The 17,880-nt window shown below is 68.0% G+C and carries 19 protein-coding genes; 16 read left to right on the top strand and 3 right to left on the bottom strand.

Annotated features, from left to right (window positions below):
• Positions 1-22 precede the first annotated feature (22 nt).
• The 5 genes from ACIRG5_RS34255 (at position 23) to ACIRG5_RS34235 (ending at position 4,339) form a co-directional block, all read left to right on the top strand.
• Positions 23-1,168, top strand: coding sequence for a PrsW family intramembrane metalloprotease (locus tag ACIRG5_RS34255; RefSeq protein ID WP_402912581.1), 1,146 nt, complete (start codon positions 23-25; stop codon positions 1,166-1,168).
• 102 nt (positions 1,169-1,270) lie between these two features.
• Positions 1,271-2,161, top strand: a complete 891-nt coding sequence (locus ACIRG5_RS34250; protein ID WP_402912579.1) for a Rossmann-like and DUF2520 domain-containing protein — start codon at positions 1,271-1,273, stop codon at positions 2,159-2,161.
• 1 nt (position 2,162) lies between these two features.
• Positions 2,163-3,053, top strand: coding sequence for a pantoate--beta-alanine ligase (gene panC / locus ACIRG5_RS34245; RefSeq protein ID WP_402912576.1), 891 nt, complete (start codon positions 2,163-2,165; stop codon positions 3,051-3,053).
• Between the two features lie 9 nt (positions 3,054-3,062).
• Positions 3,063-3,533: an aspartate 1-decarboxylase gene (gene panD / locus ACIRG5_RS34240; RefSeq protein ID WP_093594175.1), complete on the top strand. Its 471-nt coding sequence runs from the start codon at positions 3,063-3,065 to the stop codon at positions 3,531-3,533.
• A gap of 11 nt (positions 3,534-3,544) precedes the next feature.
• Entirely contained in the window at positions 3,545-4,339 is a 795-nt protein-coding gene (locus ACIRG5_RS34235; protein WP_319975978.1) for a type III pantothenate kinase, read from the top strand.
• Here the strand turns inward: ACIRG5_RS34235 and ACIRG5_RS34230 are convergent.
• Positions 4,329-5,084, bottom strand: a complete 756-nt coding sequence (locus ACIRG5_RS34230) for a class I SAM-dependent methyltransferase (protein ID WP_402912573.1) — start codon at positions 5,082-5,084, stop codon at positions 4,329-4,331. The two genes, ACIRG5_RS34235 and ACIRG5_RS34230, sit on opposite strands and share 11 nt — an antisense overlap.
• 136 nt (positions 5,085-5,220) lie before the next feature.
• Between ACIRG5_RS34230 and lysS the strand changes: the two genes are divergently transcribed.
• The 5 genes from lysS (at position 5,221) to ACIRG5_RS34205 (ending at position 10,319) form a co-directional block, all read left to right on the top strand.
• A complete protein-coding gene (gene lysS, locus ACIRG5_RS34225) occupies positions 5,221-6,675 on the top strand; it encodes a lysine--tRNA ligase (protein WP_402912648.1) in 1,455 nt (484 codons plus the stop codon).
• A gap of 114 nt (positions 6,676-6,789) precedes the next feature.
• The gene (locus ACIRG5_RS34220) at positions 6,790-7,140 is read left to right on the top strand and encodes an Lsr2 family protein (protein WP_030477509.1); all 351 of its coding nucleotides are present in this window, start codon (positions 6,790-6,792) and stop codon (positions 7,138-7,140) included.
• Between the two features lie 313 nt (positions 7,141-7,453).
• Entirely contained in the window at positions 7,454-8,446 is a 993-nt protein-coding gene (locus ACIRG5_RS34215) for a FecCD family ABC transporter permease (RefSeq protein ID WP_402912571.1), read from the top strand.
• 11 nt (positions 8,447-8,457) lie between these two features.
• Positions 8,458-9,525 carry a FecCD family ABC transporter permease gene (locus ACIRG5_RS34210; protein WP_402912568.1) on the top strand — a complete coding sequence of 356 codons (1,068 nt, stop codon included), beginning with the start codon at positions 8,458-8,460 and terminating at the stop codon, positions 9,523-9,525.
• A complete protein-coding gene (locus ACIRG5_RS34205; RefSeq protein WP_402912565.1) occupies positions 9,522-10,319 on the top strand; it encodes an ABC transporter ATP-binding protein in 798 nt (265 codons plus the stop codon). The genes ACIRG5_RS34210 and ACIRG5_RS34205 overlap by 4 nt, the downstream gene beginning before the upstream one ends.
• Positions 10,320-10,380: 61 nt before the next feature.
• Here ACIRG5_RS34205 and ACIRG5_RS34200 read toward each other — a convergent pair whose 3' ends face one another.
• The gene (locus ACIRG5_RS34200) at positions 10,381-11,178 is read right to left on the bottom strand and encodes a (2Fe-2S)-binding protein (RefSeq protein WP_402912563.1); all 798 of its coding nucleotides are present in this window, start codon (positions 11,176-11,178) and stop codon (positions 10,381-10,383) included.
• Positions 11,179-11,495: 317 nt separating this feature from the next.
• On the opposite strand from ACIRG5_RS34200, the gene ACIRG5_RS34195 reads away from it, so the two are divergent.
• The 6 genes from ACIRG5_RS34195 (at position 11,496) to ACIRG5_RS34170 (ending at position 17,202) form a co-directional block, all read left to right on the top strand.
• A complete protein-coding gene (locus tag ACIRG5_RS34195; protein WP_402912560.1) occupies positions 11,496-14,057 on the top strand; it encodes an ATP-dependent Clp protease ATP-binding subunit in 2,562 nt (853 codons plus the stop codon).
• Positions 14,058-14,191: 134 nt separating this feature from the next.
• Positions 14,192-14,905, top strand: a complete 714-nt coding sequence (locus ACIRG5_RS34190) for a YbaB/EbfC family nucleoid-associated protein (protein WP_402912558.1) — start codon at positions 14,192-14,194, stop codon at positions 14,903-14,905.
• A complete protein-coding gene (locus ACIRG5_RS34185) occupies positions 14,902-15,162 on the top strand; it encodes an ESX-1 secretion-associated protein (protein WP_402912555.1) in 261 nt (86 codons plus the stop codon). Before ACIRG5_RS34190 ends, ACIRG5_RS34185 begins: the two co-directional genes overlap by 4 nt.
• Positions 15,163-15,209: 47 nt before the next feature.
• Positions 15,210-15,644, top strand: coding sequence for a hypothetical protein (locus tag ACIRG5_RS34180; protein ID WP_402912554.1), 435 nt, complete (start codon positions 15,210-15,212; stop codon positions 15,642-15,644).
• A gap of 2 nt (positions 15,645-15,646) precedes the next feature.
• Positions 15,647-16,486, top strand: a complete 840-nt coding sequence (locus ACIRG5_RS34175) for a hypothetical protein (RefSeq protein ID WP_402912551.1) — start codon at positions 15,647-15,649, stop codon at positions 16,484-16,486.
• 2 nt (positions 16,487-16,488) lie between these two features.
• The gene (locus tag ACIRG5_RS34170; RefSeq protein ID WP_402912549.1) at positions 16,489-17,202 is read left to right on the top strand and encodes a hypothetical protein; all 714 of its coding nucleotides are present in this window, start codon (positions 16,489-16,491) and stop codon (positions 17,200-17,202) included.
• On the opposite strand, the gene ACIRG5_RS34165 is transcribed toward ACIRG5_RS34170, so the two are convergent.
• A complete protein-coding gene (locus ACIRG5_RS34165; protein ID WP_402912546.1) occupies positions 17,181-17,813 on the bottom strand; it encodes a DUF6928 family protein in 633 nt (210 codons plus the stop codon). The genes ACIRG5_RS34170 and ACIRG5_RS34165 overlap by 22 nt on opposite strands.
• Positions 17,814-17,880 lie beyond the last annotated feature (67 nt).

Here is a 17,880-nt window from a genome sequence, read left to right as displayed (position 1 = left end):
TGTGCATCTAAGGTCATTTCCCGTGACCGACGCCGACCTCACGCCGACGCCGACGAAGAAGCGCATCGAGCAGCGCCGCTGGACCGTCCTGTTCCCCGTCGTGGCGCTGATCGCGCTCGCCGCGGCCGGACTCGTGCTGTTCGCTCTGGGCACGTCGAGCATCGGCATCGAACCGCTGCTGGTCGGTGCCGCCGCGGCGCTGATCCCCGTCGCCTTCGTGGTGACCGCGTTCCTGTGGATCGACCGCTGGGAACCGGAACCGGCGAAGATGCTGCTCTTCGCGTTCGTCTGGGGTGCGTGCGGCGCGACGATCAGTTCGCTCGCGTTCAACCAGACGGCCCGTGTGCTCGGCGACCTGCTGACCAACGACGGCACGACGTTCACCGCCGTGGTCGGGGCGCCGATCGTCGAGGAGGCGACCAAGGCCGCGTTCCTCATCGCCGTGTTCGTGCGGCGCCGGCACGAGTTCGACGGCGTTGTGGACGGCATGGTCTACGCGGGCATCACGGCTGCGGGCTTCGCGTTCACCGAGAACATCTGGTACTTCGGCCGGGTCTTCCTCGAGGACGGGCTCGGCAACATGGGCGGCGGCGTGATCGCGCTGTTCGTGCTGCGCGGTGTGCTGTCGCCGTTCGCGCACCCGCTGTTCACGGCCATGACGGGCATCGGCGTCGGCATCGCGGCCACCACGAGCAACGCCACCGTGCGCATCCTCGCGCCGATCGGCGGCTACCTCACGGCCGTCGGCCTGCACTCGCTGTGGAACTTCTCGACCACCGTGGGCACCGGGTCGGCGTTCATCAACCTGTACTTCCTGATCATGGTGCCGGTGTTCGCCGGAGCCGTCTCGATCGTGGTGTGGCAGCGCCGCAGGGAACAGCGGATCGTCGCCGGGCAGCTCGCCGCGATGGCGCAGAACCGGTGGATCGCCAACAGCGAGGTGGCCCTGCTGGCCAGCCTCAACGGCCGCAGGAACTGGCTGCGGGCGGTCAAGCGCAAGTCGGGTGACGCGTCGGTCAAGGCCGTGAAGAGCTACCAGATCGCGGTCACCGAACTGGCCTTCCTGCGGCACCGCATCGAGCGGGGAACGGCCGGTCTGAGCGCCGAGCAACGCCACGGGGTGCTGCTCGACAGCCTGCATGCCGCCAGGGCCGCCGCCCGCCGGTGAATCCGGTCACCGACCAGGTGCACGAGACGGTGGCGGGATTACCCTCGGCGTCGTCGTCCGGTACCCGCACCAGGGACTGGAACGTCAGAAGGAGTTAGTCGCATGGACGCGACCCCACGTCCGGCGAGGCTCGCCGTCGGTGTCATCTCGGCAGGCCGCGTCGGCTCCGTGCTGGGCGCCGCGCTGGCCAGGACGGGCCACGTGGTGACCGGCGTTTCCGCCGTCTCCCAGGCCTCCCGCGACCGCGCGGACGAACTGTTGCCCGGCGTCCCGATCGCCGACCCCACCGAGGTCGCCGCACGCGCCGACCTGGTGCTGCTGGCCGTGCCGGACGACGAGCTGGAAGGCCTGGTCAAGGGCCTCGTCGCCACCGAGTCGCTGCGGGCGGGCCAGATCATCGTGCACACCAGCGGCGCGCAGGGCGTGCAGGTCCTCGAACCCGCCGCCGAACTGGGCGCTCTCACGCTCGCGCTGCACCCCGTCATGACGTTCACCGGCCGTTCGGAAGACCTGCTGCGGATGACGTCCGCGTGCGTCGGCGTGACGGCGGCGGACGGCGACGAGGTGGCCTGGAGCGTCGGCGAGGCGCTGGTCGTCGAGATGGACGCCGAGCCGGTCCGGGTCCCCGAGGCCGTCCGCCCGCTCTACCACGCGGCACTGGCCCACGGCGCGAACCACCTGATCACGCTGGTCCGCGACGCCGCCGACCTGCTCACGAACGCCGGTGTCGCCAACGCCGAGCGCCTGCTCGGCCCCCTGCTGTCCGCCGCGCTCGACAACGCGCTGCGCCACGGTGACCGCGCCCTCACCGGTCCGGTCGCCCGCGGCGACACGGGTACCTTGCGCAAGCACCTCGACGTGCTGGCCGGGCAGGCACCGGAAACCCTGCCCAGCTACCGCGTGCTCGCCCGCCGCACCGCCGAGCGGGCCGAACGCTCCGGGCTGCTCAAGCCCGACGCGGCCAACGACGTTCGCACCACTCTTGAGGACTGACGTGACGAAGCCACTGACCAAGGACGACTACCGCCCGGACGACGTCACGGTGCACCGCGACCCCGTCCGCCTGAACCGGGTGATCAGGGCGCTGCGCAACGCCGGGCGCAACGTCGCCCTGGTGCCCACGATGGGCGCCCTGCACGCGGGCCACCGGCAGCTGATCCGCGAGGCGCAGGTCATGCAGAACACGGTGATCGTCGTGTCGATCTTCGTGAACCCGTTGCAGTTCGGGCCGAACGAGGACCTCGCGAAGTACCCGCGCCAGTTCGAGTCCGATGTGGACATCTGCCGCGAGGAGCGGGCGGGCATCGTCTTCGCACCGTCCGTCGAGGACATGTATCCCGAGGGCGCGCAGGTGACCGTGCACCCGGGACCGCTGGGCGACGAGTTGGAAGGCGCGGTCCGGCCCGGCCACTTCGGGGGCGTGCTCACCGTCGTCTCGAAGCTGTTCAACATCGTGCAGCCCACGTACGCGGTGTTCGGGCAGAAGGACTACCAACAGCTCCAGCTCATCCACAAGATGGCGCGGGACCTCAACTTCCCGCTCGACGTCGTCGGCGTGCCGACCGTCCGCGAGTACGACGGCCTCGCGCTGTCGTCGCGCAACGCCTACCTGACCCCGGAGCAGCGTCAGCACGCCGTGACGCTGTCGGCCGCGCTCACCGCCGGCGCGCACGTGTCGTCGCAGGGCGCGGACGCTGTGCTCAAGGCCGCGCACGACGTGCTGGCACAGGTGCCCGAGGTCGAAGTGGACTACCTGGAACTGCGCGGGACCGACCTCGGTGCCGCGCCGGAGAACGGCGACGCCCGGCTGCTGGTCGCGGCCCGTGTCGGTACCACCCGCCTGATCGACAACATCGCGGTGTTGCTCGGCGAAAGCGACGAGTAGGGGGATGCCATGTTCCGCACGATGCTGAAGTCCAAGATCCACCGAGCCACGGTGACGCAGGCCGACCTGCACTACGTCGGCTCGGTGACGGTGGACGAGGACCTGATGGAGGCCGCCGATCTGCTGGCGGGCGAACAGGTCGCCATCGTCGACGTCACCAACGGTTCCCGGCTGGAGACCTACGTCATCCCCGGCGAGCGCGGCACCGGCGTGCTGGGCATCAACGGCGCCGCGGCGCACCTGGTGCACCCCGGCGACATCGTGATCCTGATCGCCTACGGGCAGATGGACGACGCGGAGTCGCGCGCCTACAAGCCGCGCGTTGTGTTCGTGGACGCCGACAACAAGGTCGTCGACCTCGGCGCCGACCCCGCGCACGCTCCCGAGGGGTCCGGTCTGGTGAACGGCTCCACGAGCGCACCGTCTTCTGAGACCGTTGAGGCGACCGCGCTCGACGCCTTGATCCAGGCCGAGAACTGAAGGAACACCACGTGCTGCTCGCCATCGACGTCGGCAACACCAACATCGTGCTCGGTCTGTACGACGGGGTCGGCGACTCGGCCCCGCTCGTGCGCGACTGGCGGATGCGCACCGACGCCAGGATGACCGCCGACGAGCTCGCGCTGACCATGCGCGGCATGTTCGGCGAGTACGCCGACAAGATCACCGGCATCTCCGCGCTGTCCACCGTGCCCGCCGTGCTGCGCGAGCTGCGGGTCATGCTCGGCCGCTACTACGACGCGGTGCCGAAGATCCTGGTCGAGCCGGGTGTGAAGACCGGCGTCCCGCTGCTCGTCGACAACCCGAAGGAGGTGGGCTCGGACCGCGTGATCAACACGCTGGCCGCGCACCACCTCTACGCGACCTCGTGCATCGTGGTCGACTTCGGCACGTCCACGAACCTCGACGTGATCTCGTCGCGCGGCGAGTTCCTCGGCGGCGCGCTGGCGCCGGGCATCGAGATCTCGGTCGACGCGCTCGCCTCCCGCGCCGCCCAGCTGCGCAAGGTCGAGCTGGTCCGGCCCCGCAACGTGATCGGCAAGAACACCGTGGAGTGCCTGCAGTCCGGCATCGTCTACGGGTTCGTCGGCCAGGTGGACGGGCTGGTGCGCAAGATCACCGAGGAGCTCCAGCAGACCGATCCGGGGCCGGTCACGGTGATCGCCACCGGTGGCCTCGCGCCGCTGGTCGTGTCGGAGTCCTCGACGATCGCGCACCACGTGCCCGACCTGACACTGCTGGGGCTGCGCATGGTGTTCGAGCGCAACATGTCCGCTATTCGCTGACCCGGACCGTCCGGAAGACCGCGGCGCGCAAGGGGATGTCGAACGGCCCGTTCGACGTCTCCGGGCGCGAGCGGAGGAACGCGAGGATCTTGTCGTTGATCGCGGCCCGTTCCTCGTCGTCGATGACGAGCAGGCGCGAGTGCGTGTTGATCCACGCGACGGCCGCTTCCGGCGAGTCCCGGTGGTGGGTGTGCGGGAAGGTCGCGCGCTCCTCCGTCGTGAACGACGGGTGCGGCGTGATCGCGACGGGGTCGTGCCGCTGCGACTCGACGCTGCTCAGCGACATCTGCTCCAGCTCGCGGACCCACTCGACGTCCGTGACCGGCTCGGCCCACATCGCCGCCAGCACCCCGCCGGGCCGCAGCACGCGGGCGATCTCCGGAAGTGCCTTCTCCTGGTCGAACCAGTGGAACGCGGTGCCGACGAACACCGCGTCGAGGGTCTGGTCCGGGACCGGGATGTGCTCGGCGTGACCCGGCAGCGCGCGCACGCCGTGCACGCGGCGGACCAGCTCGGACAACATCTGCTCGTTGGGCTCCACGGCTGTCACGCGGTGGCCTTCCGCGACCAGTCCCGAGGTCAGCTTGCCGGTGCCGGCGGCCAGGTCGAGCACGTCCAGGTGCTCGGTCGTGCCCAGTGGCTCCAGTGCCCACCGGATCGCCGCCACGGGATAGTCAGGCCGGTGTTCGGCGTAGGCCTCGGCCTGCGCGCCGAACGAGTCCGCTCGCCTCGCGTGTAGATCCATCACCCCAACTTAGGGTGTCGGGTATCCGGCGGGGTATCCGGTTCGCTGCACCCCTGAGCCCTTCCGTACCCTTCTCGGCGTGAGTGAGCAGCCGAAGCAAAACCTCGTGACCAGCGAAGAAGACCTGCCAGAGCAGATGCGCGTGCGCCGGGAAAAGCGTGCGCGGCTGCTCGCTTCCGGCAAGGAGCCGTATCCCGTCGAAGTCGCGCGCACGCACACGTTGCGCGAGATTCGCGACGCGCATCCGGAACTCGAACCCGACACCCAGACCGGTCAGATGGTCGGCGTCACCGGGCGCGTGATGTTCATGCGCAACACCGGAAAGCTGTGCTTCGCGACGTTGCGCGAAGGCGACGGCACCGAACTCCAGGCGATGCTGAGCCTCGCCGGTGTCGGTGAAGAAGCACTTTCCGAGTGGAAGACCGACGTCGACCTCGGCGACCACGTTTTCGTGAGCGGTGAGGTCATCAGCTCGCGCCGCGGTGAGCTTTCCGTGATGGCCGACGGGTGGCAGCTGACGTCGAAGTCGCTGCGCCCGTTGCCGGTCGCGCACAAGGAACTCGGCGAGGAAACCCGTATTCGCCAGCGATACGTCGACCTGATCCTCAGGCCGATGGCGCGTGACACTGTTCGGACCCGTGCGAACGTCGTTCGTTCTCTGCGCGACTCGTTCCACCGGCGCGGATTCCTCGAAGTCGAGACGCCGATGTTGCAGACGCTGCAGGGTGGTGCCAGCGCACGTCCGTTCATCACGCACTCGAACGCGCTCGACATCGACCTGTTCCTGCGCATCGCGCCGGAGCTGTACTTGAAGCGCTGCGTCGTCGGTGGCATCGAGAAGGTCTTCGAGATCAACCGCAACTTCCGCAACGAGGGTGTGGACTCGTCGCATTCGCCCGAGTTTTCGATGCTGGAGTACTACGAGGCGTACGCCACGTACGACTCGAACGCCGTACTGACGCGCGAGCTGATCCAGGAAGCGGCGGAAGCCGTGACCGGATCTCAGATCGTGACGCTGGCGGACGGCAGCGAGTACGACCTCTCGGGTGAATGGACGACTCTGAGCATCTACGAGTCGTTGTCCGAAGCTGTTGGTGAGGAAATCACCCCCGAGACGCCCGCCGAGACGCTGCGGAAGCTTTGTGACCGCCACGAACTCGAGGTCAACCCGAAGTTCGGGCACGGCAAGCTGGTCGAGGAGCTGTGGGAGCACCTGGTGTGCGACTCGCTCTACGCGCCGACGTTCGTGCGCGACTACCCGGTGGAGACGTCTCCGCTGACCAGGCAGCACCGCAGCAAGCCGGGTGTCGCCGAAAAGTGGGATCTGTACGTGCGCGGATTCGAACTCGGAACCGGTTACTCCGAACTGGTGGACCCGGTCATCGAGCGGGAACGCCTGGAAGCACAGGCGCGTCTTGGCGCGGCCGGTGACCACGAGGCGATGCCGATCGACGAAGACTTTCTGCGATCACTGGAGTACGGAATGCCACCGAGTGGTGGCGTCGGAATGGGTATCGATCGGCTGCTGATGGCCCTCACGGGTCTGGGTATCCGGGAGACCATCTTGTTCCCGCTCGTTCGCCCTGAATGAGTAACTTTCCGGATGTCGATAGGTGCAATGCGGCACCTGTGCGCTAACCTGCGTCGCAGAAGGCTTTAGTTGGCGACGCGGGTGACCGCGCATTCGGGGTCCAGGAGGATACGCATGGCGCAGAAGGTCACGGTGACCCTCGTCGACGATCTGGACGGTTCCACCGCTGAGGAGACCGTCGAGTTCGGACTGGATGGTGTCAGCTACACCATCGACCTTTCCTCGGGCAATGCGGGCAAACTGCGTGACGCTCTTGCCGACTTCGTGGGAAGTGCACGTCGTGCGGGTGGTCGCAAGCGCCTTGGGCCCGGTCGTCCGGCCGGCAGCGTGAAGGCGCGCCCCGCTTCGGCGGATCGTGAGCAGAACCAGGCCATTCGCGAGTGGGCCCGCAAGCAGGGCATGAAGGTGTCGGACCGGGGTCGCATCCCGGCCGAGGTGCTCGACGCCTACCACCAGCAGGGCTGAAATTCGGTAAAACACGAAGGGGTTCCGAGGATGATTCCTCGGAACCCCTTCGTGCTATTTGGGTGACCGATCAGCTACCGGCAGACGTCCAGAAGGCGGAACGGTGCGATCCAAACGAGATCGAGAACACTCTTGCCGCCGACTTTTTAGTTGATCCGACAACGGGTTTGCTGAATGTTTTTTCACGATCTGCCGCGGCTGTTCTTCTCCTGGTGGGACCGGTGATGTGACCAGAACCGCGCCCTGGACCGCGGTCTGACCTCATGGTTCGGTTAGGCTTACCTCTCCTGTCTGGAGTCGAGGAGGGTGGGCCTTGGGGCGTAGGTCGTTGGGCCTGCTCTTCCTGCTGGTCGTGCTGGTCGCCGTGTGCCTGGCGAGCATCGCGATCGGCTCGAAGGAGATCCCGCTCTCCGGGGTCTGGCACGGTCTCTTCACGCCGACCGGCGTCGAGGACGACGTGGTGATCCGCGAACTGCGGATCCCGCGGACGTTGCTCGGCATCGCGGTGGGCATCGCACTCGGCGTGGGTGGCGCTCTCATGCAGGGCCACACGCGCAATCCGCTGGCCGATCCCGGCATCCTCGGCGTCACGCACGGCGCGGCCCTGGCGGTCGTGCTCTCGATCTTCCTGCTCGGCGTCGACTCGCTCGTCGGCTACATCTGGTTCGCCTTCGCCGGCGCGATGATCGCGAGCGTCGTGGTGTTCCTGCTCGGGTCGGCGGGGCGAGGCGGCCCGTCGCCGGTGACGCTGGCGCTGGCCGGTGCCGCGGTCTCCGCGCTGATGAACGGCCTCGTGTCGGCGATCGTGCTGCTCGACCAGCAGTCGCTCGACGCGTTCCGGTTCTGGCAGGTCGGCGCGATCGCCGGCCGCGACCTGACGGTGCTGACCCAGGTCGCGCCGTTCCTGCTCATCGGCCTGGTGATCGCGGCGCTCAACGCGCCCGGCCTCAACGCCATGTCGCTGGGCGAGGACGTGGCGAAGTCGCTGGGCGTCAACACCGGCAGGACGCGCTCGCTGGGCATCTTCGCCATCACGCTGCTGGTGGGCGGTGCCGTCGCCGCGTGCGGGCCGATCGGGTTCCTGGGCCTCGTGGTGCCGCACGTCGCCCGCGCGTTCACCGGGCCGGACTACCGCTGGATCCTGCCGTACTCGGCACTGCTCGGAGCGATCCTCATCCTGTTCGCCGACATCGTCGGCAGGGTGGTCGCCCGTCCGTCCGAAGTGGAGGTCGGCGTGATGCTGGCCCTGATCGGTGCCCCGTTCTTCATCTTCCTGGTGCGGCGCAAGAAGCTGGTGAAGATTTGACGACGACCGCGGTGAAGACCCCCGCTGCCCAAGCGCCTGCCCTGCGGCTGGGCGCCACCTCGTTCAAGCTGCGCCGCCGGCCGTTGCTGGTGGTGGCGGCGTCGCTGGTCGTGCTGGCGGCGGTGCTGATCGCCGACATCATGATCGGCGACTTCCCGCTGACCGTGGCCCAGGTCGTCGACACGCTGCTGGGCGGAGGCACGCGCCGCGACCAGTTCGTGGTCATGGAACTCCGGATGCCGCGAGCGCTGACGGGCCTGCTGGTCGGTGGCGCGCTGGGCCTGTCCGGGGCGATCTTCCAGGCCATCGTGCGCAACCCGCTGGCCTCGCCCGACATCCTCGGCGTGACCTGGGGAGCAGGCGCCGGCGCGGTCTCGGTGATCACCTTCGCCGGTTCGCTCGGCGTGTTGACCGGCAGTGCGGCGTCGATCGGCGTCCCCCTGGCGGGCCTCGCCGGCGGCCTGCTCGCGGGCCTGCTGGTCTACGCGCTGGCGTGGCGGCAGGGCATCGAGGGCTTCCGGATGGTGCTGGTCGGCATCGGCATCACCGCCGTCGCCGGCAACTTCACGCACTACCTGCTGACCGTCGGCGACGTGCAGGACGCGGGCCGCGCGATGGTGTGGATCACCGGCTCCCTGAACGGCCGTGGTTGGGAACACGTCGTGCCCGTCGCCCTGGCGCTGGTCGTACTGGTTCCCGTCGCCCTGGTCGGTGGTCACGTGCTGGGCGCGCTGCAGTTCGACGACCAGACCTCACGCGGTCTCGGCGTGCGGGTGAACGTCGCGCGGTCGTTCCTGATCATCGTGGCGATCGTGCTGGCGTCCGTGGCCACCGCCGCGGCCGGCCCGATCACGTTCGTGGCTCTGGCATCGCCGCAGATCGCTCTGCGTCTGTCCGGGACCGCGCAGCCGCCGTTGTTCGGCTCCGTCGTCATCGGCGGCGCGCTGGTCATGCTGTCGGACCTGGTCGCGCGAACGATCTACCGCACCGAACTGCCGGTCGGCGTCGTCACCGCCGTGCTCGGCGCGCCCTATCTGATGTTCCTGCTGATCCGAAGCCGCCGGGAGGCGCGGGTATGAGTGTGCGTCTTGAGGCTTCGTCGCTGTCGATCGGTTACGGGGAACGGCTGGTCGTCGACAGTTTGGACCTGTCGATCATCGGCGGCACCGTGACCGCGGTGATCGGGCCCAACGGGTGTGGCAAGTCCACACTGCTGAAGGCTCTGGGGCGGTTGCTGCCCGCGCGGTCAGGGGCGGTGCTGCTGGACGGCAAGCAGATCGATCGGATGTCCACCCGGGACGTCGCTCGGGTGCTGGGGATGTTGCCCCAGGCTCCGTCCGCTCCCGAGGGGCTGACGGTCGCGGATCTCGTCGCTCGGGGACGGCATCCGCACCAGTCCTGGTATCGGCAGTGGTCTTCTGATGACGCGGCGGCGGTCGACGCGGCGTTGGAGATGACCGGGATTCTGGATCTGGCCGAGCGCACCGTGGACGAGCTGTCCGGTGGGCAGCGGCAGCGGGCGTGGATCTCCATGGCTCTTGCCCAGGGCACGGATCTGTTGCTGCTGGACGAGCCCACCACCTATTTGGATCTGGCTCATCAGATCGATGTGCTGGATTTGGTGCAGGAACTGCACGCGTCCATGGGGCGGACGATTGTGATGGTGTTGCACGATCTGAACCTGGCTGCCCGGTACGCGGACACCATCGTCGCTATGCGCGGTGGGCGGATCGTGTCCCAGGGGACGCCGTCCGAGGTGCTGACCGAGCAGATGCTGATGGACGTGTTCGGGTTGGACGCCCGTGTCGTCGAGGATCCGGTTTCCGGGACGCCGCTGGTGGTGCCGGTCGGGTCGCGGCATCGGCTGCCGTAGGGGCTGTTCGCGGCTGTCGCCTTCCCTGGCTTGAGGGCGCCGCGGGCGGGTTGATGGCCGGTCAGTTGCAGGTGCGCGGGCAGGCCGTGCACGGCTCCGCGTTCGGCAGCACGTAGTGGAAGCAGCAGCTGTTCCGCTTGCGCTTCCAGCCCTCGTCGGTGAAGTGCAGGGTGGAAGCGGAGACGAACGGCTCCAGCTTCTCCGGCAGGATCATCGCCGCGTCGGTCACGCCCGCGTTCTCGTCGCCGAACAGGCGGCCCGCGGCCCAGGGGCCGTACTCCAGCATGTCGGTCGCGGCGGCCCAGAGCTGGCGGCGGCCGAAGCGGACCACCTGGCCGAAGGAGGCCACGAACTGGGCGGCGTGGGCCGCGTAGCGGGCGCGCAGGATCGCGGCCAGCGCCGCCTCGTCCGCGACGACGGTGGCGGCCGGGTGGTTCGAGGCCGGGTCGTCGGGCAGGCAGGCGAACTCGTCGCACAGGACGGCCGTGCCGTTCGGGTGCGGGCGGCCGGAGGTGTTGAGGCGGAACGCCATGTCGGACGGCTTGAGCGTCGGGACGCGGCGGGCGGTGTGGAACAGCAGGCCCGCGAGGTAGCCGGGCAGGTGCAGGTACCAGCCCATGACGTAGCCGGCGGTCGCGCGGTCGTCGGACTCGCCGTACTGCTCGACCATCCACTCCGCGAGGTCCTTGCGCCACAGGTCGAAGCGCGTGGGCTCGGCCAGCAGGTCCGAACAGACCGTCCAGTCCCCAGAAGGCGTGCCGAACACGATCTCGGTACCGGTCTGCAGGCGGGCGATGGATTCGGCCAGTGGCGTGAGCGCACGCGGGTTCTGCTGTGAGACCCTCGTAGGTACGGTCAACGCGCAAGTCCAATCTCATGCGATGAGGCTTGCCTAACCTTACCTAGATAGCCCTTCTTTCGCCTCCCCAGGTGGGCCCGGTCACAGGAGTATCGCTCAACGGTCGGTTGTTCGCGTTCAGCGGACATCGCCCGATCTGTGGAATCCGTTGCTCCCGACCTGCGTTGATGCAGATGTCAATGTTCTCCGGAGGCGGCTGGCCGCTGACGGGAACCACAGGCCTCGGTACCGCCCACTACAGTGGAGCCACGGTGCCGCGCTCACCAGGGTAGATCGGTGGAGCCGAGGACCGCCGACGCAGCAGTCAGGGAGTGCGAATGTTCGAAAGGTTCACCGACCGCGCGAGGCGGGTGGTTGTCCTTGCCCAAGAAGAGGCACGGATGCTCAACCACAACTACATCGGCACCGAGCACATCCTCCTGGGTCTGATCCACGAGGGTGAAGGTGTCGCCGCCAAGGCGCTCGAGTCGTTGGGGATTGCGCTGGAGGGCGTCCGCCAGCAGGTCGAAGAGATCATCGGCCAGGGCCAGCAGGCTCCGAGTGGACACATCCCCTTCACCCCCCGTGCGAAGAAGGTCCTGGAGCTCTCGCTGCGCGAGGCGCTTCAGCTCGGCCACAACTACATCGGCACCGAGCACATCCTGCTCGGCCTGATCCGCGAGGGCGAGGGCGTCGCCGCCCAGGTCCTGGTGAAGCTCGGGGCCGACCTCAACCGGGTGCGTCAGCAGGTGCTGCAGCTGCTGTCCGGTTACTCCACCGAGAAGGGTGCGGCGGAGTCGACCGGTCGTGGCGAGGGCACGCCGTCGTCCTCGTTGGTGCTCGACCAGTTCGGGCGCAATCTCACGGCCTCGGCCCGTGAGGGCAAGCTCGACCCGGTCATCGGGCGTGCCAAGGAGATCGAGCGGGTCATGCAGGTGCTGTCGCGCCGCACCAAGAACAACCCCGTCCTCATCGGCGAGCCCGGTGTCGGTAAGACCGCCGTGGTCGAGGGGCTGGCGCAGATGGTCGTCAAGGGCGAGGTGCCCGAGACGCTCAAGGACAAGCAGCTCTACACCCTCGACCTCGGGTCGCTGGTGGCGGGCTCGCGGTATCGCGGTGACTTCGAGGAGCGCCTGAAGAAGGTCCTCAAGGAGATCCGCACGCGCGGCGACATCATCCTGTTCATCGACGAGATCCACACCCTCGTCGGCGCGGGTGCCGCGGAGGGCGCGATCGACGCGGCGTCGATCCTCAAGCCGATGCTGGCTCGGGGTGAGCTGCAGACGATCGGTGCGACCACGCTGGACGAGTACCGCAAGCACGTCGAGAAGGATCCCGCGCTGGAGCGCCGTTTCCAGCCGATCCAGGTGGGCGAGCCGTCGCTGGAGCACACGATCGAGATCCTCAAGGGTCTGCGTGACCGGTACGAGGCGCACCACCGCGTCTCGATCACCGACTCCGCGCTGGTCGCGGCCGCCACGCTGGCGGACCGGTACATCAACGACCGGTTCCTGCCCGACAAGGCGATCGACCTCATCGACGAGGCCGGTGCGCGCATGCGCATCCGCCGGATGACCGCGCCGCCGGACCTGCGCGAGTTCGACGAGAAGATCGCGGACGTCCGTCGCGACAAGGAGTCCGCGATCGACGCGCAGGACTTCGAGCGCGCGGCGAAGCTGCGTGACGCGGAGAAGACGCTGCTGGGTCAGAAGGCCGAGCGGGAGAAGCAGTGGAAGGACGGTGACCTGGACGTCGTCGCCGAAGTCGACGACGAGCAGATCGCCGAGGTCCTCGCCAACTGGACCGGCATCCCGGTGTTCAAGCTCACCGAGGAGGAGACCACGCGTCTGCTCCGCATGGAGGACGAGCTGCACAAGCGGATCATCGGCCAGGTCGACGCGGTCAAGGCCGTGTCGAAGGCGATCCGCCGCACCCGCGCCGGTCTGAAGGACCCCAAGCGCCCCTCCGGCTCGTTCATCTTCGCCGGCCCGTCCGGTGTGGGTAAGACCGAGCTGTCGAAGGCGCTGGCGAACTTCCTGTTCGGCGAGGACGACGCGCTCATCCAGATCGACATGGGCGAGTTCCACGACCGGTACACCGCGTCGCGGCTCTTCGGTGCCCCTCCCGGGTACGTCGGCTACGAGGAGGGCGGCCAGCTCACCGAGAAGGTGCGCCGCAAGCCGTTCTCCGTCGTGCTGTTCGACGAGATCGAGAAGGCCCACCAGGAGGTCTACAACACGCTGCTCCAGGTGCTGGAGGACGGCCGCCTGACCGACGGTCAGGGCCGGACGGTGGACTTCAAGAACACCGTCATCATCTTCACGTCGAACCTGGGCACGTCGGACATCAGCAAGGCCGTCGGCCTCGGCTTCACCTCGGGTCAGGACGGCGCGTCCAACTACGAGCGCATGAAGAACAAGGTCAACGACGAGCTGAAGAAGCACTTCCGGCCCGAGTTCCTCAACCGCATCGACGACATCATCGTCTTCCACCAGCTCACGCAGGACGAGATCATCAAGATGGTGGACCTGATGATCGCCCGCGTCGAGCAGCAGTTGAAGAACAAGGACATGGCGATCGAGCTGACCGACAGGGCCAAGTCCCTGCTCGCGAAGCGCGGTTTCGACCCGGTCCTGGGTGCCCGTCCGCTGCGCAGGACGATCCAGCGCGAGATCGAGGACACCCTGTCGGAGAAGATCCTGTTCGGCGAACTCCAGCCGGGCCAGATCATCATCACCGACGTCGAGGGCTGGGACGGCGAGTCGGACCAGCACGACAAGGCGAAGTTCGTGTTCCGCGGCGAGGCCAAGCCGAACCGCGTCCCGGACGCCCCGCCCGTCGAGCTCGCGGCCCCCGCGGCCATCGAGCCGCAGGACGCTCCGGCGAACGAGTCCGAGTGATCTAGGCAGCACGTGAGAACGGCCCCCAGGCTTCCGGCCTGGGGGCCGTTCTCGTCTGGGCGCCCTGTCGTGTGGATCACCCGGCTACGTTGGTTCGTCCGTTTCGCCGCGAACAGGAAACTCCTCCTGCCACCATGTCTTCCGCTCGCGTGATCTTGCGCGGGTGGGTCCAGGAGGAGGTCCGTGTGCCGTCGGCGGCGTTCGAGCAGTTGGTCGCTCAGTTCGAGCGGTTCCAGTCTCAGATGCAGCGCGTTGACCAGCAGTTCGCGAAGGTCGGCGAGATGCGGCAACAACTCACCGATCTGGAGGCGGTCGCCACCTCGGCCGACCGCGCCGTGACGGTGGTGGCAGGTCCGTCGGGCAGCATCAAGGACATCCGGCTGACCGACCAGGCGATGCGCCGCCCACCGCACGCCCTCGCCGCCGAACTGATGTCGACGCTGCAGAAGGCCGTCGCCGAGGCCGCTCGTCGCCAGGCGGGCATCGTCGAGGGCGCGATCGGCGACGACATGAAGCTGTCCGACCAGGTTCTCGAAACCCAGGCGCAGCTCTTCGGAATGTCCAAAGAGGAGCTCCGCGCCGTGAGGACGGACGAGACCGCCCCCGCGGCACCGCCTCGGCCGCCGATGCCTCCCGCGCGGCCGATGCCCTCGCCGCCCCAGAACGCGGGCCAGGTCCGGCAGCCGCCCGCTCCGCCGCGCAGGCCCGCGCCCGAACCGCACGACGACTTCTCCGACCAGAACATCATGCGCGGCAACGCCTGGGACGACAGGTCGCAGCCGTCCGCCGCTCCGCCCACAAAGGATGGCAAGTTCCTGAACCTCTTCGACGACGAGGACGGCCGGTGAGCGGGTTCAGCGTCGAACCGGAGGAGTTGCGGGAGTACGCCGACAAGCTTCAGGGCCACCGCGGGTTCGCCGGCGAGGTCACCGGTCTCGTCGACAAGTCCGACGTCGGCGACAAGTCGTGGGGCGTGGTCGGGATCTTCGTGAAGCAGCAGTACACGGAGATGCTCGGGGATCTCAAGGAGACGCTCACCGCGATGACCGAAGGGCTGGACTCCGGTGTGGAGAAGTTCCGCGACACCGCCCAGGGCTATGCGTGAGTTGCGGTGCTTCAACGGCCGCCGCGGGTGCCGCGACCGGCGTTCGCGTGGCCTCCACCGCGAGCCGGGTGTCGCGCATCGTCGCGAAGCTGCGACAGCTGCTGACCAAGATCATGGACTTCCTGCGCAACCTGGCGACCAAGGCGAAGAACCTCGGCACCGGCTTCAAGAAGGCCATGGCGGACAAGAAGGTCCGAAGCCAGGAAGCGACCGACGCACTCCACGGCAAGACGAAGTGGGAGACGTTCAGGAGCAACCCGCTCACCCGGATGAACAGCCACGACGGCATCGTCGGCGAGCGCATGAAGCAGGGATTCGGGAAGTCGATGCTCGACGCCGTCGGCAACGAGGTCCTCGCTCAGGTGAATCCCGCCCACGAGAAGGGCGCGCGAAACGAGTCCCTGCGACAGCAGGCCGTCGAGTCTCGCGAGACCGGAACTGATCACTCGAAACAGCGCATCGAAGGGTATCTGGACCTCTGATCATGGATCTTCTGAAGCTGTGGGTCACGGACTACCTGCTCAGTCCTCTTGTTCTGGCCACCCTTGCCATCATGATCGTGTTCATGGTCGTGCGGCGCCTGCTCCAGTTCCGCAGCCACGGAAAAGCGCGGGACGCACAGAATGCCGCGTTGACCCCGCTGGCGCAGCGTCTCGGCGGCAAGGTGCTCGGTCCTGACGAGGCGGGCATGTGGACGGCCGAATTGTGCAAGCCGTTCTCGAACGAGTTCTCGATCGCGTTCCGGTCGAAGCGGCAGTTCGACCTGTCGTTGGACTTCCAGCGCGGCCCGTGGCACGTCAGGGTGACCGAGGCATCGATCCGGTACGACAGCCGCGGTTTCGGAGTGCGCTGGCTGCAGGAGCACCGCATCGAGATCGCCACCGCTCGCCTGGCTCCGCTGAAGGTGACGCGGCCGAACAAGTACAGCGTCACCAACGGACAGCCGCTGTCACCCGGCCGGCTCGAGTCCGAGTGGAAGCAGATCGTCGGCAACGAACCGGAAACCGCCAAGCAGGCCGATGCCGAGTGGTTGCCGGTGCCGTTGCTGCCGCCCATGGACCAGGAGTTCTCGGCGTACGGCAGTGATCCCGCTGCTGCGGCGAGGGAACTGAACTTCGACGCGCTGCACTGGCTCATCGACCAGGCGGAGAGCCTGCCCAGCTGGGCCAGCAGGATGTCGCTGACCTTCGAGTCGGGCTTCGTCTACCTGGTCGCGCCCGACCACATCTACCCCGACGACCTGATGGTCGTGGTCGACACGATCTGCGGGCTGCTCGACCGCATGCCGGGCGCGCGGCCGCGGCACCCTGCTGCGACCGTCTGACGATGCACACCTGGGAAGTGCGGCTCTGGCTCTTCGTGCTCTGCGTCGGCGTTCTCGCCGCCGTGGCGTACGGGTTGGTGCTGCGCGGCCGGAGGAAGGCGGAACACGCCCGCCTGGTCGAGCTGACCGAGTTCGCGGAAAGCCTTGGTGGCACGGCCGCGGACCGGCGGACCGGTGCGCGGCCGTGGTCGGCCGATCTGACACGGGCGATGGCGAGCCAGTACGGGACGGTGCTCAAGTGGCTCGGGCGGGCGTCGGGATCGAGCTTCGACTACGCGCTGGACTTCTCGCGGAACGGATGGCGGGTTCGGGTCAGCGAGGCGTCGATGGAGGTGGCGACGTCGACCAGCACCCGGACCGCCCAGGAGACGAGGATCGAGGTGGCCACCGCCGACCTCGTGCCGTTGAAGATCACGCAGTCCTTCGGCGGAGGGCTCGGTGGGAGATGGGCCCGCGAGATGCCGCGCACCGTCGAGAGCGAGGACCGGCCGCTGTGGATGCCACTGCGACTACCGGTATCCGTGGACCACGCGTACGTGGCGTTCACCAGCGACCTCGTCGGCGCGGCACATGTGTTCAACCCGTGCCTTGAGTCCGGGATCGCCTACACGGTGCTCGACGGTCCGATTCATCCGCGGTTCCTGTCGCGGAAGGTCGACGCGATCATCGACCTCCTCAGCCTCGTGCCCGGCAGTCAGCGCGGAGTGACGGCGTAGCCCGCCAGCACGACGTCCTCCAGCTCCGGGTCGTCGTCCTCGTACGCGCCCTCGTAGTTGAAGCCGAACAGGGCGCGCAGGGCGGCCTCGGCCAGGTCGAGCGGGTGGAAGCGGAACGGGTACTCCTCGTCGGAGTCCAGGGACTCGAGGAACTCCGGGTCGCCCGCCAGGTACTTCTCCTCGAACGGGAGGGGAGTGCCCACGTCGGCGATCACGCCGCTGTCGGGGGAGAGGCTGTACGCGCGGCGCACCGTGCCGTCCGGCTCCCAGACGGCGTAGGAGAAGAAGTCGACGACGCTGTGCATCGCGTGCAGGTACAGGGTGCGGCCCGCGGCCTCGCTGACGAACTGCTCCGGCAGGTCGGTGTAGGAGTCGCCGGCCGCGTCCTGCGTGCAGATGATCGACAGGCCCTCGAACACACCGGCGTAGACCTTGCCCTCCGGTGGGTTGCCGTAGTGGAGGTTGCCGTCCTCGATCGGGCGAATGTCGTGGGACGGGTAGAGGCGCTCGACGAAGGCCGCCGTGGCCTCCCGGTCGATCTTCGGCGCTGCCCGCAGCACCTTGCTGACGTCGTCGGATGCGTAGAAGAGCATCCAGTCCTTGGCTCCCATCGGGCCCCCTCAGAGTCGGTTGGAATCAGCATGACGGAGGGGTCTGACAATTTTTCGCGGGCAACGG

The sequence above is a fragment of the Lentzea sp. NPDC102401 genome, assembly GCF_044765805.1.
Lineage (GTDB): Bacteria > Actinomycetota > Actinomycetes > Mycobacteriales > Pseudonocardiaceae > Lentzea > Lentzea sokolovensis.
This window is presented reverse-complemented; position numbering and strand designations above follow the sequence as displayed.

Excerpts from the sequence above, each read along its gene's own strand:
- ACIRG5_RS34230 (WP_402912573.1), bottom strand. The coding sequence starts at position 5,084 with ATGGATCTACACGCGAGGCGAGCGGACTCGTTCGGCGCGCAGGCCGAG.
- ACIRG5_RS34195 (WP_402912560.1), top strand. The coding sequence starts at position 11,496 with ATGTTCGAAAGGTTCACCGACCGCGCGAGGCGGGTGGTTGTCCTTGCC.
- ACIRG5_RS34165 (WP_402912546.1), bottom strand. The coding sequence starts at position 17,813 with ATGGGAGCCAAGGACTGGATGCTCTTCTACGCATCCGACGACGTCAGC.
- ACIRG5_RS34175 (WP_402912551.1), top strand. The coding sequence starts at position 15,647 with ATGGATCTTCTGAAGCTGTGGGTCACGGACTACCTGCTCAGTCCTCTT.
- ACIRG5_RS34190 (WP_402912558.1), top strand. The coding sequence starts at position 14,192 with ATGTCTTCCGCTCGCGTGATCTTGCGCGGGTGGGTCCAGGAGGAGGTC.
- ACIRG5_RS34250 (WP_402912579.1), top strand. The coding sequence starts at position 1,271 with ATGGACGCGACCCCACGTCCGGCGAGGCTCGCCGTCGGTGTCATCTCG.
- ACIRG5_RS34170 (WP_402912549.1), top strand. The coding sequence starts at position 16,489 with ATGCACACCTGGGAAGTGCGGCTCTGGCTCTTCGTGCTCTGCGTCGGC.
- ACIRG5_RS34205 (WP_402912565.1), top strand. The coding sequence starts at position 9,522 with ATGAGTGTGCGTCTTGAGGCTTCGTCGCTGTCGATCGGTTACGGGGAA.
- panD (WP_093594175.1), top strand. The coding sequence starts at position 3,063 with ATGTTCCGCACGATGCTGAAGTCCAAGATCCACCGAGCCACGGTGACG.
- lysS (WP_402912648.1), top strand. The coding sequence starts at position 5,221 with ATGCGCGTGCGCCGGGAAAAGCGTGCGCGGCTGCTCGCTTCCGGCAAG.
- ACIRG5_RS34220 (WP_030477509.1), top strand. The coding sequence starts at position 6,790 with ATGGCGCAGAAGGTCACGGTGACCCTCGTCGACGATCTGGACGGTTCC.